We start from the raw sequence: 23,661 nt of genomic DNA on the forward strand, positions 1-23,661 counted from the left end.
TAGACATTTGGACGCCGACGGCCCGGAAGGGCTCGATCCGTCCGCTCGACCGGACCGGTCTGCCCCGGACGGTCCGCTCCGGCGGACCGCCGGGGGAGGGCTCGGGAGCTGGGGGCTCAGGAGCTGGGGGCTCGGAGCGGGGCTCAGGAGCGAGCGCTCAGGGGCGGCGGAGGTCGCTCGATCCGGCGGTCAGCGTCCGCGACTGCACGAGGCGCACGCGGGACGTCGCCCAGCTGGTCCGCGTGACGCCGACCGCCTCTCCGGTCGTCGCGAGACTGAGGCGCGCGGTCACGACGACGAGCGGCGCGAGGACGGGGACGCCCAGCGCCACGGCCTGCTCGCGCGAGGCGTTGTCGAGCTCGAGGACGCTGTGCTCGACGAGGCGCGTCGCGTCGTCGACGGCGCCCGTCCCGCCGGAGAGCGCGGACCACCCCTCGACGAGTCCGATCGGGACGCCGTCGACGAGGTGCCGGCGCCGGACGGCGTCGCGGAACGCCTCGACCGCCGAGCCGCCGACCAGCGCGGCGACCGCTTCGGGCACCGCCTCGCCCGCGGGCGGGTCGGCCAGGTCCTCGGAGCGCGCCTCGCGACCGGCGCCGAGCACCTGCTCCCGCCAGGGCAGGGAGAGATCGAGCCGCACCCGGGCGTCCCTCCTCGTGCTCGCGTAGGTGCCCGAGCCGGCCCGCGTCCGCACGCGCCCCTGGACCGCGAGCTCGGCCACGGCCCGCCGCACCGTGGCGCGACTGGCGCGGTACTCCAGCACGAGCGCGGACTCCGCCGGGAGGCGCGCCCCGGCCGGGAACTCGCCGGAGTCGAGGCGCCGGCGCAGGTCCCGCAGCACCTGCCCCCAGGCCGTCAGCGCCGAGCCGCGCTCGACCGGATGCGCCGGCACGTCAGCGGCGCCGCGGGGCGGTCGCGCGGCAGCGGCCGGTCGAGCGGCAGCGGCCGGTCGAGCGATGGCGGCCGGTCATGCGGTGGTGGGGACGGCGCGGGGCACCGCCAGCTCCCCGGTGAGGTACTGCGCGGCGCCGAAGCCGAAGGACCAGTCCTGCGGACCGTTCTCGACGTAGCCGATGAAGACGCTGCTGCCGGCGACGCCGACCTCGCCGAGCCGCTCGGCGATCCGCGCGTAGAGGGCCTGCTTGATCTCGTCGGTGCGCCCGCGCTGGGTGAAGACGTGCACGACGACGACGTCGTCCGCCTCGCGCTCGAAGCCGAGCCCGGCGTCCTCGGCGATGATCTCGCCCGCGTCGTGCTGGGTGACGATCTGGAACCGGTCGCGCGGCGGGATGCCGTAGACCTCGACGATCGCGGTGTGGATCGCGTCGGCGAGGGCGCGGACGCCCTCGGGGGTGCGGCCGCGAGTGAGGTCGATGCGCACGAGAGGCATGGGGACTCCTTTGAGTAAGAATGTCCTTACATTCTAGCCGATGCCGGTGGATGAAGAACAGCGCGGGCACGAGGAGCGACCCTCGTACCCGCGCTGTGCAGCGGCCCCTCCGCCGTGCCCGGCCCCGGCGCGTCAGCCCCGCGCAGCGGCGATCAGCGCGGTGATCCGGGCGAGCTGGGCGCGGGACGTCTCCTCGGCGGTCTCGTCCTCGGCGAAGACGTTGGAGACCAGGATCGACTCCTCGCGGTCGAGGAAGCCGTTCGCGGCCAGCGCAGAGAAGAGCTGCGGCCAGTCGACGTCGCCGTCGCCGATCGCGAGGTGCTGGTGGATGCGCGCCGCGTTGCCGGGCGGGTTCGAGATGTAGCGCAGGCCGTGCGAGCGGTGGTGGTCGAAGGTGTCGGCCGCGAAGACCGCGCCCAGCCGGTCGCCCGCCGCCGCCACGATCCCCTCGGCGTCGCCGCCCGGGCCGCCCAGGTGGAAGCTGTGCGCGCCGACATAGACGAAGCCGATCGCGGGGGAGTTCACCCCGCGCAGCACCCGCAGCGCCTCCCGGCCCTCCTCGACGAAGTCGTCCGGGTGCGGGTCGAAGTTCATCCGCACGCCCTCGCGCTCGAGGATCGGTACGAGCTCCTCCATCGAGCGGTGGAACGAGTTCTCGGAGTCCTCCTGCGCCTCGGGCCGGCCGCTGAACTCGGTGTTGATCACCGGCACCCCCAGCTCGACCGCGATCTCGATCACGCGCTTGGCGTGACTCACCGCGTGCCGGCGCAGCGACTCGTCGGGGGAGGACCAGCGCAGCACCGGCTGCAGCGCGCAGATGCCGATGCCGGCGTCCGATACCGCCTTCTTCAGGGCGCCGACCAGCTCGTCGTCGGCACGAGCGCGCCGGTGGAACGGGATGAAGTCGGGGTGCGGGGTCAGCTGCAGCCACTCGTAGCCGAGGTCGGCGACGAGCCGCGGGAACTCGAGCAGCTCGTGCGTGCTGTGGAACGGGGTGGGGTCGAGGGCGATCTTCACGATGGTCCGATCCTCACGCGTAGAAGGCGGGCTGGGCGATGTACTCGACGGACTCGAGCGTCCCGTCCGTGATCGCGCGGACGCCGGCCTCGGCGGCGACCGTCGCGAGGTAGCCCTCCCAGGCGGAGGGACCGCCGATGCGGCCCTCGCGCGCGGCGTCGACCCAGGCCTGGAACTCGGCGTCGTAGGCGGCGCTGAAGCGCTCCTTGAACGACGGGTTCTCGGCCTGCGAGATCGTGCCGCCGAAGCGGCGCACCAGTCCGCGGGTGGCGCCGATGTTCGCGATGCCCTGCTCGAAGACCGCCTCGGTGGTCACCTCGTAGCCGAAGCGCACGTTCACGTTCATCTCGACGTCCGCGAGGATCCCGGACTCCGTGTAGAGCAGCGCGAGGATCGGGTCGTTGAAGCCCTCGGCGTTCAGCGAGTTGCGCTTGAGATTCTTCACCTCGATCCCGACGATCTTCTCGCCGGTCAGGAAGTTGACGATGTCGATCTCGTGGACGACCGAGTCGCTGATCAGCATCGTGTTCCGGTAGCTGTCCGGGACGGCCGCGTTGCGGTGGCGGTGGTGCGTGCCGAGCAGCGCGCCGAGCTCGCCGCCGCGGATCAGCTCCTGCAGCTGGATGTGCTCGTCGTCGAAGCGGCGCATGAAGCCGACCTGGATGTACGGGCGGTCGAGCTTCTGCTCGGCCTCGAGGATGCGCAGGGCGTCCTCGGAGTCCTCGGTCAGCGGCTTCTCGCAGAGGATCGCGAGCTTCGCCTCGAGCGCCGGCAGCAGCACCGGCACGTGGTACGGACCGGGGGTGGCGATCACGACGGCGTCGATGAGGTCGCGGTCGATCGCCTCCTCGATCGTGCCGACGCCGACCGAGCCGGGAGCGAGGGCGGCCGCGGCCTGCGCCCGCTCCTCGAACGGCTCGACGATCGCGGTGACGGTCGCGTTCGAGATCTTCTGCGTGATGCGGCGGACGTGGTCCGCGCCCATCATGCCGGCGCCGACGACGGCGACGCGGAGGTCGCCGGTGATCGCGGGTGCCGCGGTGGCGGAGGTGTCGGTGAGGGTCATGGTCTGGTTCTCCTTGGGAACGGGGTGCCGGCGTCAGCGGACGCGGGCCATCGCGGTGCAGCCGAAGATGTGGCGGAAGGTGCGCTCGGCGATCGGGCCGGGCAGGTCGATGTCCACGCCGTACATGTCCTGCTCGACGATGGCGAAGATCTCGGGGTCGATCTTCGCGACCGCCTCGATGATCGGCGCGAAGGCGGGCACGCCGTGCGGCGGCTCCGTCATGACGCCCTGGGCGACGGCGGTGGCGAACGGGGTGTCGTTCTTGAGCGCGGCGGCGAGGACGTCCGGCTCGACCTGCTTGAGGTGCAAGTAGCCGATCCGTTCGGGGAACGCCTCGATCAGCTTGACGTTGTCGCCGAGGTAGTAGGCGAAGTGCCCGGTGTCGAGGCAGAGGTTCGTGTACGCCGCGTCGGTCTCGGTGAGGAAGCGCTCGACCTCGCGGTAGGTGCCGACGTGGCTGTCCGCGTGCGAGTGGAACTGCTGCTTCATCCCGAACTCGTCGAGCAGCGCCTTGCCGAGCTGGTCGTGGCCCTTCGCCAGTTCCGCCCACTGCTCGTCGTCGAGGGTGCGCGACTCGAGGATCTCGGTCGTCGCGTCGGACCGCCAGAGGTCCGGGATCACGACGAGGTGCTCGGCGCCGAGCTTCGAGGCGAGTCCGGCGATGTCGAGCGCCTGGTCCCAGGCGCGCTTCCACTGGTCCTCGCCCTTGTGGAAGCCGGTGAAGACGGTCCCCGCCGAGAGCTTGAGCCCGCGGGACCCGAGCTCGTCCTCCAGCTCGTGCGGGTCGGTCGGCAGGTAGCCGTAGGGCCCGAGCTCGATCCACTCGTAGCCCGCCGCGACGACCTCGTCGAGGAAGCGGCGCCACGGGATCTGGCCCGGGTCGTCGGGGAACCACACGCCCCAGGAGTCGGGGGCGGTGCCGATGCGCAGGCCCTGCGCGGAGCCGGGGGTGGTCGAGTCGGTGCTCATGGAACGACGGTGTCCTTCTGGTCGATGCTGATGGGGTGGAGGGAGTCGGCGTCAGCCGAGCAGGGGGCGCTGGAGGCGGCGCTGCTCGACGTAGGCCTCGCGGGCGCTGATCGTCGAGTCGAGCGTGGCGACCTCCGAGACGGGGACGTCCCACCAGCCCTCGCCGTCGGGCGCGTAGAGCAGCGGGTCGCTGTGGATGTGGATCAGCGTGGTGGTGTCGGACGCCTTCGCGGCCGTGACCGCCGCGCGCAGGTCGGCGATCGCGTCCGGCCCGGGCTGGACCTCGATCGTGTTCACCCCGTAGCTGCGCGCGTTGGCGGCGAGGTCGACCGGCAGGACATCGTTCCCCTGGAACAGCCCGCGCTCGTCCTGGTACCGGTACCAGGTGCCGAAGCGCTCGGAGCCGACGGTCTCGGAGAGGTGCCCGATCGAGGCGTAGCCGTGGTTCTGGATCAGCACCACGATGATCTTCAACCCCTCGGCCACCGCGGTGACCAGCTCGGTGTGCAGCATCAGGTAGGAGCCGTCGCCGACCATCACGATGGCGTCGCGGTCGGGAGCGGCGCGGCGCACGCCGAGTCCGCCGGCGATCTCGTAGCCCATGCAGGAGAAGGCGTACTCGACGTGGTAGCCGAGGCTGTCGCGCACCCGCCACAGCTTGTGCAGGTCGCCGGGCAGCGAGCCGGCCGCCTGGATGACGACGTCGCGGGGGTCGGAGGCCGACTGCACGGCGTGGATGATCTCGGTCTGGCCGGGCAGGTCGAGGCCGGACGGCTCGAAGGCGCGGTCGACCGCGGCGTCCCAGGCGCCCTTCTCCTCCGCCGCCTTCTGCGACCAGCCGTCGCCGACCCGCCAGCCCTCGAGCGCCGGGAGCAGCGCCTCGAGCGCCTCGCGGGCGTCGGCGATGACGGGCAGCTGCGAGCCGTGCTTGTAGGCGTCGAACGAGGCGACGTTGATGTTCACGAACGTCACGTCGGGGTTCTGGAACGCGGTGCGGCTCGCGGTGGTGAAGTCGGAGTAGCGGGTGCCGATCCCGATGACGACGTCCGCCTCGGCCGCGAGGCGGTTGGCGGCGGTGGTGCCGGTCGCGCCGATGCCGCCGAGGTACTGCGGGTGGTCCCAGTGCAGCGAGCCGCCGCCGGCCTGCGAGGTGCCGACCGGGATCCCGGTGGCCTCGACGAGCGCGCGGAGGGCGTCCTCGGCGCCGGAGTAGAGCACCCCGCCGCCCGCGACGACGATCGGGTTCCGGGCGGAGCGGATCGCCGCGACGGCACGCGCCAGCGGTCCCTTCTCGGGCAGCGGCCGGCGGACGTGCCACTCGCGCGGCGCGAGGAACTCCTCCGGCACGTCGAGCGTCTCGGCCTGGACGTCCTCGGGCAGCGCGATGGTCACCGCTCCGGTCTCGGCGGGGTCGGTCAGCACGCGCATCGCGGCGAGGGCGATCGAGAACAGCTTCTCGGGGCGGTCGACCCGGTCGAAGAAGCGCGAGAGCGGGCGGAACGCGTCGGTGACCTGGACGCTCGTGTCGTGCGGCAGCTCGATCTGCTGCAGCACCGGGTCCGCGACCCGGGTGGCGAAGGTGTCGCTGGGCAGCAGCAGCGCGGGGAGGCGGTTCGTGGTGGCGAGCGCGGCTCCGGTCAGCATGTTGGCGGCGCCGGGTCCGACGGACGCCGCGCTGGCGAAGGTGGAGCGCCGGCGGCGCATCCGCGCCCAGCCGACGGACTGGTGCACCATCGCCTGCTCGTTGCGGGCCTGGTGGTAGGGCATCGCGCCGGGCTGCTCGACCTCGAACTGCTTCAGCGCCTGGCCGATCCCGGCGACGTTGCCGTGGCCGAAGATGCCGAAGGTGCCGGCGATCGTGCGCTCGCGGTGCTCGCCGTCGACGGTCCACTGGTTCGCGAGGAACTCGATCAGGGCCTGGCTGACGGTCATCCGCCTGGTGGTGCTCATGTCGGTGCTGTCCTTCTTCGTCGGAGGTCCGCGTCAGCGGGAGGTGTCGGGGCCGTAGGGGAGCCGGGGATCGATGTCCTGGCCGTCCCAGGTCGCGCGGATCCAGCCGTGCGCCGGATCGTCGGAGATGTTCCAGACGCGGTCGGGATCGGGTCCGGCCATCACGTTCAGGTAGTAGAGGTCGTAGCCGGGTGCGGCGACGCACGGGCCGTGCCAGCCGTAGGGCAGCAGGGCGATGTCGCCGGTCCGCACCTCGGCCAGGACGTCGATCTCGCCGGCCGGCGACGAGTAGGTGCGGAGGAAGCCGAACGGGTCCGCCTGGGCGGGGGCGTCGAGTCCCTTCGAGACCGCCGTCTCGAAGTAGTAGATCTCCTCGAGCCGCGACTCCTGCCCGGGGATCAGCTCGTCGTGCTTGTGCGGCGGGTAGCTCGACCAGTTCTCGGCCGGGGTGATCACCTCGCAGACGATGAACCGGCCGGCCGCGAGAGCCTGCGGCGTGCCGAAGTTGTGCACCTGCCGGCTGGAGCGGCCCGCGCCCCGGAGCTCGACCGGCACCTCGGACCGCAGGATGTGGCGGCTCGGGTGCACGTCGTCGGCCGGGGCCTCGGCCACGGCGACGCGCCCCTGCCCCTCGAGCGTCGCGGAGGCGAGGCTCGAGAGGTAGAGGACATCGCTCGGGCCGTCGAAGACCGAGGCCCGACCCTCCAGCAGGGTGGTCTCCGACGGGCCCGAGCTCTGGTGCCGGACCGTGAACGATCCGGACAGGGGGACGACGAGGCGCTCGACGCCCTCGGCGGGCAGCGCGAGCTCGTCGCCGGGCGCGAGGTCGGCGACCCGGAGGCCGGTGTGCTGCCAGCCGGGGACGCCGCCGTCGACGACGGACTCCCAGCCGTCGCGCGGCAGGGTCCCCTTCGGGAACACCCACTCGTTCTGCGTGGTCATCTGCGACCTTCCGTCGTCGTGGTGATCTGTGCTGATGGGGCGGGTCTCGATACGCCGCCTGCGGCGGCTACTCGACCAGCATGGGCGGGCGGCCGCTCGGCCGGCGGGTGGACCGCTGCGCGGCCTGCGGCGGGTGGGCGCCCCATGCTGATCGAGTAGGACGCGGAGCGTCCGTATCGAGATCCACCCCTCCTGGTGGCGGACGTCAGTTCTGGGGGAAGCCCAGGTTGATTCCGCCGTGGGAGGGGTCGAGCCAGCGCGAGGTGATCGCCTTCTGCTGCGTGAAGAAGCGCACGCCCTCCGCGCCGTGGGCCTTGGTGTCGCCGAAGAGAGACGACTTCCAGCCGCCGAACGAGAACGTCGCCACCGGCACCGGGATCGGCACGTTGATGCCGATCATCCCGACCTCGACCTCGTTCTGGAACCGCCGCGCGGCCCCGCCGTCGTTGGTGAAGATCGCCGTGCCGTTGCCGAAGGCACCGGTGTTGATCAGCTCGACGCCCTCCTCGTAGGAGGCGACGCGGACGATCGAGAGCACCGGTCCGAAGATCTCCTCCGTGTAGGCGCGCGACGTCGTCGGCACCTTGTCGAGCAGCGTCGGGCCGAGCCAGAAGCCGTTCTCGTCGCCGTCGACCTCGATCCCGCGGCCGTCGATGACGACCTCGGCGCCGTCCTGCTCGGCGATGCCGATGTAGGAGGCGACCTTGTCGCGATGCGCCTCGGTCACGAGCGGTCCCATGTCGCAGCCGCGGCGCCCGTCGCCGATGCGCAGCTTCGACGCCCGCTCCTGGATCTTGGTGATCAGCTCGTCCGCGACCGGCTCGACCGCGACGACGACCGAGATCGCCATGCAGCGCTCACCGGCCGAGCCGAAGCCCGCGTTGATCGCCGAGTCGGCCACCAGGTCGAGGTCCGCGTCGGGCAGCACCAGCATGTGGTTCTTCGCGCCGCCGAGGGCCTGCACGCGCTTGCCGTGCTTCGTCCCGGTCTCGTAGACGTACTGCGCGATCGGGGTCGAGCCGACGAACGAGATCGAGCGGACGTCGGGCGAGGTCAGCAGTCCGTCGACGGCCTGCTTGTCGCCGTTCAGCACCGTGAAGACGCCGTCGGGCAGGCCGGCCTCCTTCCACAGCTTCGCGAGCCAGATCGCCGCGGTCGGGTCCTTCTCGCTGGGCTTGAGGATCACGGTGTTGCCGGCCGCGATCGCGATCGGGAAGAACCACATCGGCACCATCGCCGGGAAGTTGAACGGCGAGATGATCCCCACCACGCCGAGCGGCTGCTTCGTCGAGTACACGTCGACGCCGGTGGAGACCTGCTCCGAGTACTCGCCCTTGAGGTGGTGCGCGAGCCCGGTCGCGAACTCGACGACCTCCTGGCCGCGGGTGATCTCGCCGAGCGCGTCCGAGACGACCTTGCCGTGCTCGGAGGTGATGATCTCGGCCAGCTCGCCCTTCTTCGCCTCGAGCAGCTCGCGGAACCGGAAGAGGATCTGCTGGCGCTTGGCGAGCGAGAGGTCGCGCCAGGCGGGGAACGCGGCCTTGGCGGAGGCGATCGCCGCGGCGATCTCGTCCGCATCGGCCAGGGCGACCTCCTTGGTCGCGACACCCAGCGCGGGGTCGAAGACCGGGGCGGTGCGGCCCGAGGAGGACGGCGACTCGCGTCCGTCGATCCAGTGCGGGACGACGGCGAGCTGGTGGAGGGGAGTGGTTCCGATGGTCTCGGACATGGTTCCTGTTCTCTTCTCGAAGGGGAGGGGTGGAGTCAGCCGTGCACGAGCGCGGCGGCGGTGTCGACCGCTGCCGCGACGTCGCCGTCGGCCGGGTAGAGGAGGGTGCGCCCGACGACGAGGCCGCGGACGCCGGGGAGCGCGAGAGCCGCACCCCACGACGCGTAGGTCTCGTCGGGGCGCCCGGTGGGATCGCCGCCGAGGAGCAGGGTCGGCAGCGTCGTGGCGGCCATCACCCGCTCCATCTCGGGGACGACGGGCAGCTTGAGCCAGGAGTACGCGGAGGTGTTCCCGAGGCCCGCGGCGATGGCGATCGAGGTGATGACCGCCTCGGGGGAGAGGTCGTTCCGGATCGCTCCGCTCTCCCAGCGGCTGAGGAAGGGCTCGAGCATGATCGGCACGCGCGCCGCCGCCGCCGCGTCGACGGCGCGGGCGGTGGCCTCGATGGTCGACGCGGTCGCGTAGTCCGCGAGGTTCACGCGGATCAGCAGCTTCGCGAAGTCGATCCCCGAGGCGACGATGCCGGGCACGTCGTAGCCGGTGAAGCGGTCGTCCATCTCGAAGCGGGCGCCCTTGAGGCCTCCGCGGTTCATCGAGCCGACGACGATCTTCCCCTCGAGCGCGCCGAGCAGGGCGAGGTCCTCGATGATGTCGGGCGTGCCGAGCACGCCGTCCACGCCCGGCCGCTCGAGAGCGGTGACGAGGCGGGCGAGCAGCTCGTAGCGGTCGGCCATCGCGGTCGGATCGTCGCGGACGCCGAGCGCGCCCCTGGCGGGGTGGTCGGCGGCGACGATGAAGAGGCGGCCGTCCTCCGCGAGCAGCGGGCGGCGGGCCCGGTCGCGGACCCGGGTCAGGACGGTCTCGGGAGCGGTGGTGCGGATCTCGCGCAGCGCCTCGAAGTCGAGCGCGGCGAGGGTGTCAGACAGCGGCATTCTGGATCGTCCTCACGATGTCGGCGACCTCGGTGGTCGAGGGCATGGCGGTCGAGCACTCGCGGCGGCCGGCGACGATCGCTCCGGCGACGTTGGCGAAGCGGAGCACCTCCTCCAGCGACCAGTCCTGCAGCAGCCCGTAGCAGAGGGCGCCGCCGAAGCTGTCGCCTGCGCCGAGCCCGTTCACGACGTCGACCGGGTAGGGCGGGACCTCGACGGTCTCGTCCCTCGTCTTGGCGAGCACGCCGCGCGGGCCCTGCTTCACGATCGCGAGGTCGAGACCGCGGTCGAGCAGCGCGTCGGCGGCGCGGTGCGGGTCGGTCTCGCCGACGGCGATCTCGCACTCCTCGCGGTTGCCGACGGCGATCGTCACGCGCTCGAGCGCGCGGGACACCTCGCGGCGCGCGACCTCGGGCGACTTCCAGAACATCGGCCGGTAGTCGAGGTCGAGGATCGTCAGCGGGCGGCGCTCGCGCGCCTCCCAGGCCGTGTGGTGGGCGGTGCGGCTCGGGTCCTCGGAGAGGCCGGTGACCGTCGACCAGTAGATGCGCGCCCGGGCGATCGAGTCGAGGTCGAGCTGGTTGACCGAGACCATCAGGTCGGGGGCCTTCGGCGCGCGGTAGAAGTAGAGCGGGAAGTCGTCCGGCGGGAAGATCTCGCAGAACGTCACGGGCGTGTTCAGCCCCGGGACCGTCCGGACGAAGCGGGCCGAGGCGCCGAGGCGCTCCAGCTCGCGGCTGACGAAGCGGCCGAAGGGGTCCTCGCCGGTGCGGGTGATGATCGCGGCCTTCAGGCCGTGCTTCGCGGCGGCCACCGTCACGTTGGCGGCGCTGCCGCCGAGGTACTTGCCGAAGGTCTCGACGTCCTCGAGGCCGACGCCGTCCTGCAGCGGATAGATGTCGACGCCGGAGCGCCCGATGGTGATCAGGTCGAAGGGAGCGCTCGTCGAGGGCGCTGCGCTGTGCTCGGTCATACTCCGCTGTACAACTTCCTGCCCGGGAACCCCGGGCGTCTCGTCGTCGTCGCCGTCCTGGTGACGGTGTCTGCTTCAGCAATGTGCTGACATATGCACGACGTTACTACATGCGCTCGCGACTGTCACGCGTCGCGTCGACGCGCCCTCCGGAGGGAGCGCTGCGGGGGAGTGGCCGACGTCCTCGCGGTGGGAGGGTCTCGATACGCCCCTGCGGGGCCACTCGACCAGCATGTCCGCCGGCGCCCCCACTGCATGCTGGTCGAGCAGCCACCGCAGGCGGCGCATCGAGACCCGCTCCACACCGCCCCGCCCTGCCCGCAGCCAGACCGCGTCGCGATTGCATGCTGGTCGAGTAGCCGCCGCAGGCGGCGTATCGAGACCCACCCACCAGGACGCCCTCGGCCCCCGCACCGCCGGCTCCGCGCCCAGCACTGCAGAGCAGTCCGCCCCGCCCGCCCCGCCCCTCGACGCATAATGTCTGGACATTACGTCGATTGCCTGCCTACACTGGCGACACTCGCTCGAGGCGAGGTCCGTGATCGGCTGCGCAACCCCCGGCCCCGACGCCACCGACCCGCCTTCGGTCCGACTTCTCAGCAAAGGACGAACAATGTCGTTGTCATCAGCACCCACCTCCCCGGGCAAGGGGGCGTCCCGCGGCTTCCTGACGCGGTTGACCATCATCTCGACCCTCGGCGGCCTCCTCTTCGGCTACGACACGGGGGTCATCTCCGGCGCCCTGCTCTACATGAAGGACGCGCTCGAGATGACCTCGGTCGAGGAGGCGCTCGTCGTCTCCTCGCTCCTGTTCCCGGGCGCCGCCGGCGGCGCTCTGATCGGCGGCCGACTGGCCGACAAGCTCGGCCGCCGGGGCACGCTCCTCGTCTGCAGCCTGCTGTTCCTGATCGGCGCCGTCAGCTGCGCGCTCGCCCCCGACGTGCCGCTGATGATCCTGGCCCGCGTGATCCTGGGCCTGGGCGTCGGCGCGGCCGCCGTCACGGTGCCGCTCTACCTGGCGGAGATGGCACCGGCGAACCGCCGCGGCCGGATGGTGACCATCAACGAGCTGATGATCGTGACCGGCCAGATGGCGGCCTTCGCCATCAACGCCGCGCTCGACGCGCTCATCCAGGACGACAACGTCTGGCGCATCATGCTCGCCGTCGCCTCGGTCCCCGCGATCGCGCTGCTGATCGGCATGCTCGTGCTCCCGGAGTCGCCGCGCTGGTTCGCGATCCAGGGGCGGCTCGGCGATGCCAAGCGGATCCTCAATCTCAGCCGCGAGCCGGCGGAGTCGGCCAAGGAGTACGACGAGATCGCCGAGTCGACGCGCACCGCGAGCACCGAGAAGGGCCGCGCCGTCCGCGACCTCCGCGACAACCGCTGGATGCGCCGGCTGCTCTACGTGGGCTGCGGACTCGCGACGGTGCAGCAGGCGACGGGCATCAACACCGTCAACTACTACGCGCCGACGATCCTCGAGAACAGCGGTCTGGGCGTGAGCGCGTCGCTGGTCGCGACCATCGGCGTCGGCGTGACCTCGGTGCTCACGACGATCCTCGGCATCGTGCTGCTCGGCTACGTGGGCCGCCGGAAGATGCTGATCATCGGCTTCTCGGGCGTCGTCGGTGCACAGGCGCTGCTGGCCGTGATCTTCACGCTCCCGCAGTCCGACGCGGTGAGCTACCTGATCCTCGCCGCGATGATGCTCTTCGTCGCCTTCGTCCAGTGCTTCATCGGCACCTGCGTCTGGCTGCTGCTCTCGGAGATCTTCCCGCTCGCGATCCGCGGCTTCGCGATGGGCATCGCCGTCTTCGTGCTCTGGACCGTGAACGCCGCCATCTCGTTCGCGTTCCCGATCGTGAACGCCGCTCTCGGCTCGACCGGCACCTTCGCCCTGTTCGTCGCGGTGAACCTGGTCTCGCTGTTCTTCGTGTTCAAGGCCGTCCCCGAGACCAAGGGCCGCTCGCTCGAGGACATCGAGACGGACTTCCGCACCCAGGCGATCCAGGTCGTGCAGCCCGCGGGGCGCTGACCCGCGTTGATCGCACGAAGGAGGGGCCCGATCCGCGGATCGAGCCCCTCCTTCCGTGTTTCGCGGCGATCGCTACCGGTCCACGAGCGTCACCTCGAACGAGTAGAGGTCGGGCCGGTAGCAGTGCTGCCCGAACTCGACGGCGCGACCGGAGACGTCGAAGGCGGTCCGCGACATGGTCAGGACCGCGGCGCCCTTCCGCAGATCGAGCAGCTGCGCCTCGGCCGAGGTCGCCCCGCGAGCGCCGATGCGCTGCTTCGCGACGCGCATCGTCACGCCGCGGGCCCGCAGCAGCTGGTAGAGGCCGTGGCTCTCGAGGGCGGCGAGGTCGAGGTCGGTGAAGTCGGCCGGGAGCACGTTGTCCAGGATCGCGATCGGCACGCCGTCGGCGGTGCGCAGGCGTCGGAGGTGGACGACGGGACTGCCGACCTCGACGCCCAGCGCCTCCGCGGCGGTGTCGTCCGCGACCCCGATCGAGGAGTCGAGCACCGTCGTCGCCGGCTTCTGCCCGGTCCGCTCCAGGTCCTCGTAGAGGCTGGTGAGCTCGACGTTGCGCGTCACCCTGCCGTGCACGACCTGCGTGCCGACGCCGCGCCGGCGGACGAGGAGGCCCTTGTCGACGAGGTCCTGGATCGCCCGGCGGATCGTCGGCCGGGAGATGCCCAGGCGCGCCCCGAGAGCGACCTCGTTCTCGAGGCGCGCACCGGCGGGGAGGGTCTCATCGAGGATCGCGCTCTCGAGCAGCGTCGCGATCTGGTGGTACAGCGGCATCGGGCTCGATCGGTCGAGCCGCAGGAACAGCTCCATGGGCAGTGTCTGCTCGGCCTGAGCCATACCGGATCCCCTCGTGGACAACTTGTCCTGTCAATAGTAGCGCTTACATGAATGGGCTATGTCAGGGCCGGTCTAGACAGTTTGTTCGGACAATCTGACGTCCTGAGGTAAGGTGGAGGCGTTCAGCACACGCAGGCGCAGCGCGCCGAACCTTCATCGGAGAAGACCTTGAGCGAGACCGCGACGACGACCACCCTCCCGCTGCGGACCGCGGCGGAGGGGAGCCCCACCAGCCTCTGGAACGACTCGGCCGATCCCATCGAGCTCGCCCGATCGCTCAGCTTCGGCGCCGTGGGCGCGACCTGCAACCCGGTCATCGCCTTCACGACGATCCAGCGCAACCTCGACGTCTGGGGCCCGCGCCTCGCCGAGCTCGCCCTCGAGCACCCGACCGCGGGCGAGAGCGAGCTGGGCTGGCTCGCGATCGAGGAGCTCTCGGTGCAGGCCGCCTCGCTCCTGCTGCCCGCCTTCCGCGCGAGCGGCGGGCGCAACGGCCGCCTCTCCGTGCAGACGGACCCTCGTCTGCACCGCGACGTCGACGCCCTGGTCGAGCAGGCCGTCCGCTTCTCCGGCCTGGCCGAGAACATCATCGTGAAGATCCCGGCGACCGCGAAGGGCATCCAGGCGATCGAGGAGGCGACCTACCGCGGCGTCAGCATCAACGCGACGGTCTCCTTCACCGTCGCCCAGGCCGTGGCCGTCGCCGAGGCTATCGAGCGCGGCCTCGACCGCCGCGCCGCGGACGGGGAGCCGGAGCGCGAGTTCGGCTCGGTCGTCACCATCATGGGCGGGCGCCTCGACGACTGGATGAAGGCCAGCGTCGCCGCGAATCGCATCCTCGTCGACCCGGGTGTGCTCGAGTGGGCCGGCGTCGCCGCGCTCAAGGAGGCGTACCGGATCTTCCAGGAGCGCGGCTACCGCTCGCGCGTGCTCTCGGCCGCCTTCCGCAACCACCTGCAGTGGTCCGAGCTCGTCGGCGGCGACCTCGTCGTCTCCCCGCCCTTCGAGTGGCAGGTCCTCATCAACGAGAACGAGCTGCCGGTGGATCTGCACCGCATCGACGTGCCGGTCGCGCCCGAGATCCTCGAGACCCTCCTCGAGCGCGTGCCCGAGTTCCACCGCGCGTACTTCGAGGACGGCATGACGATCGAGGAGTTCGACGACTTCGGCGCCGTGCGCCGGACCCTCCGCCAGTTCCTCGACGCCGACGCGAAGCTCGATGCGCTCGTGCGCGACGTCCTCCTGCCCGCGATCTGATCCCGCCCGCCCCGTGAACCGCGACGCCGCAGCCGCCACCGCCGCAGCCGCCGCCGCAGCCGCCGAGCAGGACATCACCTTCCGCTCCCGCCGCTGGGTGCGACCGGAGGACCTGAACGCCAACGGCAGCCTCTTCGGCGGCAGCCTGCTCCGCTGGATCGACGAGGAGGCCGCGATCTACGCGATCCTCCAGCTCGGCAACCCGCGGGCCGTCACCAAGTTCATCTCCGAGATCGACTTCGTGTCCTCCGCGGTCCAGGGCGATCTGATCGAGATGGGACTGCGGGCGACCGGCTTCGGCCGCACCTCGCTCACCATGCGCGCGGAGGTGCGCAACATGGTGACGCGGCGCAGCATCCTCGCCATCGACCGGATCGTCTTCGTCAGCCTCGATGAGAGCGGAGCGCCCGTGCCGCACGGCTACAGCACGATCACGTACGACCGCGACCGGCTGCCCGGGCAGGCGGGGGAGGGAGCCGCATGACCGGCTGGCGCGTCCGCGACTACCACGCCGAGGACGTCGACGGCATCCTCCGGCTCTGGGAGCACGTGACGGCCGCCGATGCCGAGCCCGTCTACAACCTCGCGGAGGTGCTCGCCTCCTGCGCGAAGGACCACGCCGTCGTCGCGATCGAGGGCGACCACATCGTCGGCGCCGCGGTCGGCCGCGCGGCGCACGCGCAGGGCTGGGTCGTCTTCCTCGCGACCGCACCGGAGGCGCGGGGGCGGGGGATCGGCTCCTCCCTCCTGGCCGCCCTCGAGGCGCGCATGGCGCCGACCGGCGTCTCGAAGCTGTCGGCGCTGATGCCCGCGGCCGAGACCCGCACCGGCGCCTTCCTCCGGCAGGGCTTCGAGCAGAAGCAGAACCTGCACTACTTCGAGCGCCGGATCCCGGTGCAGCGCGAGGAGCTGAAGCTGCTGGCCGAGCTGGGCGGGCGCGTGCTCCCGCGCGGGCTCTGGGAGCAGGTGGGCGGCATGAGCGCCGAGAAGGCCCTCCTGGAGCGCCGTCTCGTCATGCCGCTCGCGCAGCCCGAGCTCGCCGAGCGCTTCGGAGTGGCGCCGCCGAGTGCCGTCGTGCTGTTCGGCCCGCCCGGCACGGGCAAGACGACCTTCGCGAAGGCGATCGCGTCGAGGCTCGAGTGGTCGTTCGTCGAGGTGTTCCCCTCCCGGCTCGCCGCCGATCCGAAGGGGCTGGCCGGAGCGCTGCGCGAGACCTTCCTGATGGTCTCCGAGCTCGAGCGCGCCGTCGTCTTCATCGACGAGGTGGAGGAGATCGCCTCGCACCGCCAGGGCGAGCCGCCGTCGCCGACGCAGGGCGTGACCAACGAGCTGCTGAAGATCATCCCGGCCTTCCGCGAGCAGAGCGACCGCCTGCTGATCTGCGCCACGAACTTCATCCGCTCGCTCGACTCGGCCTTCCTCCGCCACGGCCGCTTCGACTACGTGATCCCGATCGGCCTGCCGGACGAGGAGGCGCGTGCCGCGATCTGGGCCCGCTACCTCCCGGCCGGCTCGGTCGGCGTGGACACCGGCCGACTGGTCGAGCTCACCGACGGCTTCTCCCCGGCCGACATCGAGTACGCCGCCCGCAAGGCGTCGCAGTCCGCCCTCGAGCACGCCGTCTACGCCGGCGCGGACGCCGCCCGCGGCCCGGGTCTCGACGACTACGTCACCGCGATCACCGCGACCCGGGCGACGGTCTCCGCCGAGGTGAACGCCGCGTTCCTCGAGGACATCGCCGTGCTCGGCCGCCTCTGATCACGGCCCTCTACCCGCGCCCGAGCACGAGCCTGCAGGCCCGCCCTCATGGCGACGCCGGGTCTCGATACGCCCGCTGCGGGTCTACTCGACCACCAAGACAAGGGAAAGGCCCCTTCCATGCTGATCGAGTAGCCCGCGCAGCGGGCGCATCGAGATCCACCCGCCTCCGAGCACCTGCCTGCAGGCCCGCACCTTCCGGCGGCGCCGGGTCTCGATACGCCCCTGCGGGGCTACTCGACCAGCATGGGAAGGGAGGGGCCCCTTCCATGCTGATCGAGTAGCCCGCGCAGCGGGCGTATCGAGATCCACCCGCCGGGCGCTACTTCAGGGTGACGGTGACCGGCGCGCTGACGGTGCTGTTGCCGGCGGCGTCGGTGGCCCGCGCGGTGAGCGGGAAGGTCCCGTGCTTGCCCGCGGTGCTGGTGGTCAGCGACCAGGTGCCGTCCGCGTTCTGCGCGGCGTCGCCGACCTCGGTGCCGCCGAGGAGGAACGTGACGCGGGTGACGGCGGTGTCGTCCGTCGCGGTGACGGTGGCGGTCGTCGTGCCGCCCAGCACCGAGCCGGAGCGCGGCGAGGTGATCGTGACTGTCGGGGCGGTCCGGTCGACGGCGGCCTTCTTCGGAGCCGGCTTCGCGGCCGCGGGCGCCCGGGTGGCGGCGGGTGCGGGAGCCGCGGTCGCCTTCGGAGCGGTGCTGGCCTTCGCAGTGGGCACCGCCGGAGCCGGTGTGGCCGCCTTCGGAGCCGCGGTGGTCTTCGGGGCCGGGGTGGTCTTCGGGGCGGCGGACGCGGCCGGCGCCGGAGCGACCGAGCGGGTGGCGGCCTTCGCGGACGAGGACGTCGTGCCGCCCGAGACGGTGACGTGGTCCCAGGCGCCGGCGAGGTACGCCGTCGTCGGCCGCGGAGCCAGCGCGTCGAGGCCGTCGGCGGTCAGCGCGCTGAGCGCGGTGTCGACGGAGAAGCCGCCGCTCCGGGCGACCTTGCCGGTGAGGGTGGTCCGGGAGCCGGAGACGGCGTTCCAGGTGGGCTGCAGCGAGCCGGTGAAGATCGAGTCGGTGGCGTCGACGTTGCCGCCGCCCTTGCCCTGGATCGCGCTGACGCTGCCCTTGCCGTTGACGGCCCCGGGGTAGCCGGCGCCGCCCTGCAGGAACGGGTAGCGCCGGGCAGCGACGTCGCCGCCGACGATCAGCGCGTGGTCGAAGAGGACGTTCTTCACGCCGCCGACGATGACGGCGCTGTTGTTCGAGCTGAAGACGGCGGTGTCGCGGACGGTGACCTGGCCGACGATGCCGGCGCCCTCGATCTGGAGGCTGTCCGTGTGCGGGCGCGCAGGGTTCGCGCCGCCGCCGTACTGCTTGTCGAGGTAGTAGGAGGGGGCGATGTAGTCACCCGCGACCAGCACGTCGCTCACCGTGTTCGGTGCGTACGCCTTGATCTGCGCCGAGTCGCCGCTCTTGAGCTTCGACTCCGGCTCGACGATCTCGAGCAGCTCGACGTCGCGCACGGGAATCCCGGACAAGGCGGCGAGGCCGATCCAGTTGTTCGCGATCCGCAGCCAGGCGAACGAGGAGTGCGTCGCGCCCTTCACATCGATCGAGCCGATGTCGAAGCGCATCAGGGTGATGCCGGTGACGCCCTTCAGCATCCAGCTGCCGCCGGTGACGGACTGGAAGCCGTCGCGGGCCGTGATCAGCACCTTGAGCGGGCCGGAGTTCGTGTAGCCGTCGAGCGCGGAGAGGTCGTCGATGCGTCCCGGGGCCACACGGACCACGGCGCCGGCGGCGATCTGGCCGGGCGTGAGGGCGTCGAGCGCGGCGCGGATCGCGGGGCCCGAGGCGGCGACGTCGACGACGGTCGTGCCGGCGGGGAGCGCGGAGCGGATGTCGGGGGTGTCGGAGGGGTAGTGCGTGCCGTCGGGCCCGAAGGTCGAGGCGGCCGCGGCCGGAGCGGCGGAGGCGGTCGGCGCGATCTGGAACGAGGCGCCGGTGACGGCGATCCCGACGGCGGCGGTGACCGCGAGGGAGCGGAGGAGCGCGCGGGTGCGGCGGGTGGACGGAGTGGCGGAGGTGATGCGTGACATGGCGGTGTCTTTCGATCGGAGGGCGGAGTGACGGATCGCCGACGCAGGGGTCGAGGACTCCGAGGCGCGACGGACCGGGGACCTCGCACGGGGGAGGAGCCCCGGAGACACGCAGCGGTGCGTTCCGGGCGGCTCAGCAGCGGCCGGGCCGCTCCCGTCCGAACTCGATGAGCATCGGCGGGGCGGCGGCACTCGGTCGAACCGAGCGGTGCGCTGAGCAACAGGGGAAACGTATGTCGACAGTTTCGAGGGCCGGAAGAAAATGGCACGGAATGTGCTGTTTGGCCGAGATGGCTGTGTTCCCGAGTCCTCGCTGCCCCCGCTCCGCGGGGTGGGTTCGGGGGAGGACCACCCCGATCCGGGTGGGACGAGAGGAGCCGGCGGGTGACCGCCATCACCCGCCGGCTCGTCGTGGTGACTACTCGGTGGCGGTGCCGTTGCGCCGGCGGCGGCGTCCGAGGAGCACGCCGATCGCACCGAGGAGGCCGAGGACTCCGGCGGCGGGCAGCACGGCGGCGGCGTCGGAACCGGTCGAGGCGAGATGACCCGCGGTCGACTGCTTCGCTGACGACGACGATGCTGCAGCGGGGGCGGTCGGGACCGCGATCTCCTTACCCGCCCTGCTCGCTGCTCCGGCGGCAGGCGCGACCGCGCCGCCGCTCGGCGGGACGTCGGGGCCGACCGGAGTGGGGCCCGCCGTGGGGGTCGCGGTCGGACCGGTCGTCGGACCGGGCGTCGGGGTCGGGGGCGGGGTCGGCGCGGGGGTCGGGGTCACCGTGGGGATGCCGAGGGTGCCGAGGGTCGACTTGGTGAACGTGGTGCCCTCGGGCGTGGTGGCGGTGGCGAGGGAGGCGACCCAGATCGAGTGGTTGAAGACGTCGCGCTCGGTCACCTCGGTCTCGAAGGAGACCACGCCGGTCTCACCGACGGGCAGCTCGGCGAGCTTGTCGCTGTCGGCGACCTGCAGGTCGCGCAGCGCGACGTTGCCGGTGTTGGTGAGCTCGGCGACCCACTTCACCTTCGTTCCCGCGACGACCGGCTCGCCCTCCTTCACCTGGAACGTTCCGGCGATCTTCACGTCCAGATCCGGCGCCGGCACGGGGATCGGCGGCTTCTCGGGAATGGGGAGCTTGTACACGAACGGCGCCGACACCGTCACCCGCGAACCATCCGGAAGGGTTCCCCGGACCAGCTTCGCCTCGGCCGGGACGAATCCGTCCTTGAGGTTCTGCGCACTGACCACGGCCTCCGTCGTGTTGAGCAGGAACGACTCGCCGACCTTGAACGTCTTGCGCCCGAGGACGTCCTTCAGATCGACTCCGCCGGTGTTTTTCACGTCGTACGTGAACTGGACGCGAGTGCCCTCCTTCACCAGCTCACCCGGCTCCGTCAGGAACTTCCCCGTTATCGTCACCGTCACCGCAGGATCAGTGCTCGCCGGCGCGGGCGAAGGCCCCGGCGTCGGCGTGGCCGGCTGCGACGGAGACGGCGTGGCGGGCTGCGACGGCGCGGGCGTCGGTACAGGCAACAGACTCTTGGGGACAGGGATCACGGTGTCGACGTCTGCATCGATGCGCGCTCCCTTCGGGGTGTAGGCCGAACCTGTCGTGGTGTAGCGCCACGAATCGTCCGCCACGTCGCTCGGGGTGACATAAGTGCGAGCAGGGCCGACGTCCTTGGATTCGCCTGCTGCGAGTGTTATCGGAGTACCACGCTGCCAGTTGTCGAGGAACACGTTGAGCGGGACGTCGCCGGTGTTCTTGAGGTGGATCGTGAAGTCGATGACGAAGGGGCTCTCGCTTCCATCGGCGTAGGGTTCGCCGGGCTTGAACGTGGCAGTGACCGTGCGCTCGAGGGCGGGGTGCTCGACGGACGGCGCCGACGTGGGTACGGGCGTGGCGGGCTGCGTCGGTGCCGGAGCCGGCGTGGCGGGCTGCGAGGGCGGCGTGGTCGGCACGACCGCAGGGAACGGCTTCCGGAGATTCGAGGTCGTGACGTCGACGGAGCCGTCGGGGCTGACGGATCGGACCGAGATGTCGAGGGCCCAGGTGCCCGTGCGGAGCTCCTCCGCCGTGACGGTCGACTCGCCGACGAAGGTCTTCCTCTCGCCGGGAGCGATGTCGACGGGAGCGCCGCCGGGCTGGGGAAGCGGGTCGATGGTCACCTTCAGCGGGACGGTGCCGGTGTTGACGAGGTGCGCCTTGACCGTGATCTTCGTGCCCACGGCGACGGGTGCCGACGGGAAGAACACGTCGAACGTCCCCTTCCACGGGGGCTTTCCCGTGGTGCTCGCGGGCGGCGCGGACTGACCGAGGGCGGTCGGCGCCGGGTCGGCACCGACGGTGGTCGGGGTCGCATCGGCCGCCTGGGCGATGGGCGCGGCGCAGCCGAGGAGACCGACGGTCAGGGCGAGGGACGCTGCGACGTCGAGCGGGCGACCGCTCGATCGGCGCGATAGTGGCGTCGGGGGCGTACGTGAGAGCAACTGCAACTCCTGGGAGACTCGGCGGAGCACGAAGGGTGACTGAGGAAGTGTCACAGCTTTCGGAGCGCCCCCTCACGTCTCACACCGGGATGTCGCGGCACGTCGCTCAGCGCGGACGCACGAGAAGGGCCGCCGTGCGCGATGCACGGCGGCCCCTCGTCGACAGCGGTTCCGTCTCGGCGACTGACTCGCCTCGCTCACCGGGACGGTTCGAGCTCTAGTCGGTGGCCGTGCGCCCCCGGCGTCGACGGCCGAGGAACACGCCCAGTGCGCCGAGGAGGCCGAGGACTCCGGCGGCGGGCAGCAGCGCCGCGGCGTCGGATCCGGTGGAGGCGAGGTGACCGGAGGTCGACTGCTTCGACGACGCCGCGGCAGCCGCGGGGGCGGTCGGGACAGTCACCTCCGCGGCCGGCCGGGTCGCGCCGCCCGAGAGCGGGGTGGCGGTCGGCTTCGCGTCCGGGCCGATCGGAGTGGGGGCCACCGTCGAAGCGGGCGTCAGCGGGGTGAAGGGGATGACCGTGGGGATGCCCAGGGTGCCGAGGGTCGACTTGGTGAACGTGGTGCCCTCGGGCGTGGTGGCGGTGGCGAGGGAGGCGACCCAGATCGAGTGGTTGAAGACGTCGCGCTCGGTCACCTCGGTCTCGAAGGAGACCACGCCGGTCTCACCGGCGGGCAGCTCGGCGAGCTTCTCGCTGTCCGCGACCTGCAGGTCGCGCAGCGCGACGTTGCCGGTGTTGGTGAGCTCAGCGACCCACCTCACCTTCGTGCCCGCGACGACCGGCTCGCCCTCCTTCACCTGGAACGTTCCGGCGATCTTCACGTCCAGATCCGGCGCGGGCACGGGGATCGGGGGCTTCTCGGGAATGGGGAGCTTGTACACGAACGGCGCCGACACCGTGACGCGCGTTCCGTCCGGGAGGGTTCCCCGGACCAGCTTCGCCTCGGCCGGGACGAAGCCGTCCTTGAGGTTCTGGGCACTGACCACGGCCTCCGTCGTGTTCAGCAGGAAGGACTCCCCGACCTTGAACGTCTTGCGCCCGAGGACGTCCTTCAGATCGACTCCGCCGGTGTTCTTCACGTCGTACGTGAACTGGACACGAGTGCCCTCCTTCACCAGCTCACCCGGCTCCGTCAGGAACTTCCCCGTTATCGTCACCGTCACCGCAGGATCAGTGCTCGCCGGCGCCGTCGAAGGCCCCGGCGTCGGCGTGGCCGGCTGCGACGGAGACGGTGTCGCGGGCCGCGACGGCGCAGGGGTCGGTACGGGCAACAAACTCTTGGGGACAGGGATCAGGGTGTCGATGCCTGCGTCGACGCGAGCTCCCGTCGGGGTGTACGCCGTACCCGCTGTGGTGAAGCGCCACGAACCGCTCTCCAGCCTGCTCGGCACTTCGAGGTCGAAGTCAGGGTCGAGGTCCTTGGATTCGCCCACAGCGAGTGTGATCGGCGCTTTGTTCGGCTGTGGGTAGGCGTCGAGGAACACGTTGAGCGCAACGTCGCCAGTGTTCTTGAGGTGAGTTGTGTAATCGATTCGGATGGCGCGCTCCTCACCACCCGTGGTGGGTTCGCCGAGGCTGAACGTGGCGGTGACCGTCCGCTCGAGGGCGGGGTGCTCAACGGTCGCCGCCGACGTCGGCGCAGGGGTGGCGGGCTGCGTCGGAGACGGCGTCGCGGGCTTTGTCGGTGCCGGGGCAGGCGTGGCCGGCTGCGCACCGGGGACGGGGATCGTGGCGCTCACGCTCGCGTCGATGCGGACGCCGTTGGGGGTGTACGCCTCTCCGGCAGAGGAGAAGGACCAGACGCCGCTGCGCAGCTCGTCGTCGGTGAGGAGGGAGGGCCGGGTGACGTCCTTGGTCTCGCCGACGGCGACCTTGATCGGTGCGTTGCCGGGCTGGGGGATCTCCGCGAGGAAGACGTTCAGCGGGACGTCGCCGGTGTTCTTGAGGCGCACCGTGTACTTCACCCGGACGCCCTTCTGACCGGGGTTCCCGGTGTCGAACGGCTCGAACGCGGCGGTGACCGATCGCTCGAGGGCGGGGCTCTCGGCGGCCGTCGCCGCCGAGGACGGTGACACCTGGGGCTGTGCGGTCGGCGCCGCGTCGGCCGCGAGGGCGGCGGGCGCGGCGGAGCCGAGCAGACCGACCGTGAGGACGAGAGAGGCCGCGACGTCGAGCGGTCTGCTGCTCGATCGGCGCGGGCCGTGCGGGCGTGGTGAGAGTGTGAGCATCTTCGATTCCTGTC

At 71.5% G+C, this 23,661-nt stretch carries 18 protein-coding genes; 4 read left to right on the forward strand and 14 right to left on the reverse strand.

Annotated elements, in window-relative coordinates; genetic code table 11:
• Positions 1-157: 157 nt before the first annotated feature.
• From C1I64_RS06430 to iolC, 10 genes are all read right to left on the reverse strand, one after another.
• The gene (locus tag C1I64_RS06430) at positions 158-892 is read right to left on the reverse strand and encodes a GntR family transcriptional regulator (protein WP_127886614.1); all 735 of its coding nucleotides are present in this window, start codon (positions 890-892) and stop codon (positions 158-160) included.
• Positions 893-967: 75 nt separating this feature from the next.
• Positions 968-1,390: a tautomerase family protein gene (locus C1I64_RS06435; protein WP_127886615.1), complete on the reverse strand. Its 423-nt coding sequence runs from the start codon at positions 1,388-1,390 to the stop codon at positions 968-970.
• Between the two features lie 132 nt (positions 1,391-1,522).
• Positions 1,523-2,407 (reverse strand): sugar phosphate isomerase/epimerase family protein, encoded by an 885-nt coding sequence (locus tag C1I64_RS06440; RefSeq protein ID WP_127886616.1) that lies wholly within the window; start codon positions 2,405-2,407, stop codon positions 1,523-1,525.
• A gap of 13 nt (positions 2,408-2,420) precedes the next feature.
• Positions 2,421-3,473 carry a Gfo/Idh/MocA family protein gene (locus C1I64_RS06445; protein ID WP_244209411.1) on the reverse strand — a complete coding sequence of 351 codons (1,053 nt, stop codon included), beginning with the start codon at positions 3,471-3,473 and terminating at the stop codon, positions 2,421-2,423.
• A 33-nt stretch (positions 3,474-3,506) separates the two neighbouring features.
• Positions 3,507-4,442: a sugar phosphate isomerase/epimerase family protein gene (locus tag C1I64_RS06450; RefSeq protein ID WP_127886617.1), complete on the reverse strand. Its 936-nt coding sequence runs from the start codon at positions 4,440-4,442 to the stop codon at positions 3,507-3,509.
• A 51-nt stretch (positions 4,443-4,493) separates the two neighbouring features.
• Positions 4,494-6,392 (reverse strand): 3D-(3,5/4)-trihydroxycyclohexane-1,2-dione acylhydrolase (decyclizing), encoded by a 1,899-nt coding sequence (iolD, locus tag C1I64_RS06455; protein ID WP_127886618.1) that lies wholly within the window; start codon positions 6,390-6,392, stop codon positions 4,494-4,496.
• A 33-nt stretch (positions 6,393-6,425) separates the two neighbouring features.
• Entirely contained in the window at positions 6,426-7,334 is a 909-nt protein-coding gene (iolB, locus tag C1I64_RS06460; protein WP_127886619.1) for a 5-deoxy-glucuronate isomerase, read from the reverse strand.
• A gap of 205 nt (positions 7,335-7,539) precedes the next feature.
• Positions 7,540-9,063: a CoA-acylating methylmalonate-semialdehyde dehydrogenase gene (locus C1I64_RS06465; protein ID WP_127886620.1), complete on the reverse strand. Its 1,524-nt coding sequence runs from the start codon at positions 9,061-9,063 to the stop codon at positions 7,540-7,542.
• A 35-nt stretch (positions 9,064-9,098) separates the two neighbouring features.
• Entirely contained in the window at positions 9,099-9,995 is an 897-nt protein-coding gene (locus tag C1I64_RS06470) for a Cgl0159 family (beta/alpha)8-fold protein (RefSeq protein ID WP_127886621.1), read from the reverse strand.
• Entirely contained in the window at positions 9,982-10,968 is a 987-nt protein-coding gene (gene iolC / locus C1I64_RS06475; protein ID WP_127886622.1) for a 5-dehydro-2-deoxygluconokinase, read from the reverse strand. The genes C1I64_RS06470 and iolC overlap by 14 nt, the downstream gene beginning before the upstream one ends.
• Positions 10,969-11,581: 613 nt before the next feature.
• Between iolC and C1I64_RS06480 the strand changes: the two genes are divergently transcribed.
• A complete protein-coding gene (locus tag C1I64_RS06480; RefSeq protein ID WP_127886623.1) occupies positions 11,582-13,006 on the forward strand; it encodes a sugar porter family MFS transporter in 1,425 nt (474 codons plus the stop codon).
• Between the two features lie 72 nt (positions 13,007-13,078).
• Here C1I64_RS06480 and C1I64_RS06485 read toward each other — a convergent pair whose 3' ends face one another.
• The gene (locus C1I64_RS06485) at positions 13,079-13,840 is read right to left on the reverse strand and encodes a GntR family transcriptional regulator (protein WP_127886624.1); all 762 of its coding nucleotides are present in this window, start codon (positions 13,838-13,840) and stop codon (positions 13,079-13,081) included.
• A gap of 168 nt (positions 13,841-14,008) precedes the next feature.
• Here C1I64_RS06485 and C1I64_RS06490 point away from each other — a divergent pair, with 168 nt between their 5' ends.
• From C1I64_RS06490 to C1I64_RS06500, 3 genes are read left to right on the forward strand one after another with little or no spacing between them, the layout of a single operon-like run.
• Entirely contained in the window at positions 14,009-15,097 is a 1,089-nt protein-coding gene (locus C1I64_RS06490; RefSeq protein WP_127886625.1) for a transaldolase family protein, read from the forward strand.
• A 13-nt stretch (positions 15,098-15,110) separates the two neighbouring features.
• On the forward strand, positions 15,111-15,581 hold the full coding sequence (locus C1I64_RS06495) for an acyl-CoA thioesterase (RefSeq protein WP_244209412.1): 471 nt from the start codon (positions 15,111-15,113) through the stop codon (positions 15,579-15,581).
• Positions 15,578-16,855, forward strand: coding sequence for an ATP-binding protein (locus C1I64_RS06500; protein WP_127886627.1), 1,278 nt, complete (start codon positions 15,578-15,580; stop codon positions 16,853-16,855). Before C1I64_RS06495 ends, C1I64_RS06500 begins: the two co-directional genes overlap by 4 nt.
• Positions 16,856-17,177: 322 nt before the next feature.
• Here the strand turns inward: C1I64_RS06500 and C1I64_RS06505 are convergent, their stop codons facing one another.
• The 3 genes from C1I64_RS06505 to C1I64_RS06515 all read right to left on the reverse strand — a co-directional run bounded on the left by C1I64_RS06505 (position 17,178) and on the right by C1I64_RS06515 (position 23,647).
• The gene (locus C1I64_RS06505; RefSeq protein ID WP_127886628.1) at positions 17,178-18,935 is read right to left on the reverse strand and encodes an Ig-like domain-containing protein; all 1,758 of its coding nucleotides are present in this window, start codon (positions 18,933-18,935) and stop codon (positions 17,178-17,180) included.
• A 418-nt stretch (positions 18,936-19,353) separates the two neighbouring features.
• Positions 19,354-21,420 carry a DUF7507 domain-containing protein gene (locus C1I64_RS06510; protein WP_127886629.1) on the reverse strand — a complete coding sequence of 689 codons (2,067 nt, stop codon included), beginning with the start codon at positions 21,418-21,420 and terminating at the stop codon, positions 19,354-19,356.
• 217 nt (positions 21,421-21,637) lie between these two features.
• The gene (locus tag C1I64_RS06515) at positions 21,638-23,647 is read right to left on the reverse strand and encodes a DUF7507 domain-containing protein (protein ID WP_127886630.1); all 2,010 of its coding nucleotides are present in this window, start codon (positions 23,645-23,647) and stop codon (positions 21,638-21,640) included.
• Positions 23,648-23,661: the final 14 nt, after the last annotated feature.

The sequence above is a fragment of the Rathayibacter festucae DSM 15932 genome (assembly GCF_004011135.1).
GTDB lineage: Bacteria > Actinomycetota > Actinomycetes > Actinomycetales > Microbacteriaceae > Rathayibacter > Rathayibacter festucae.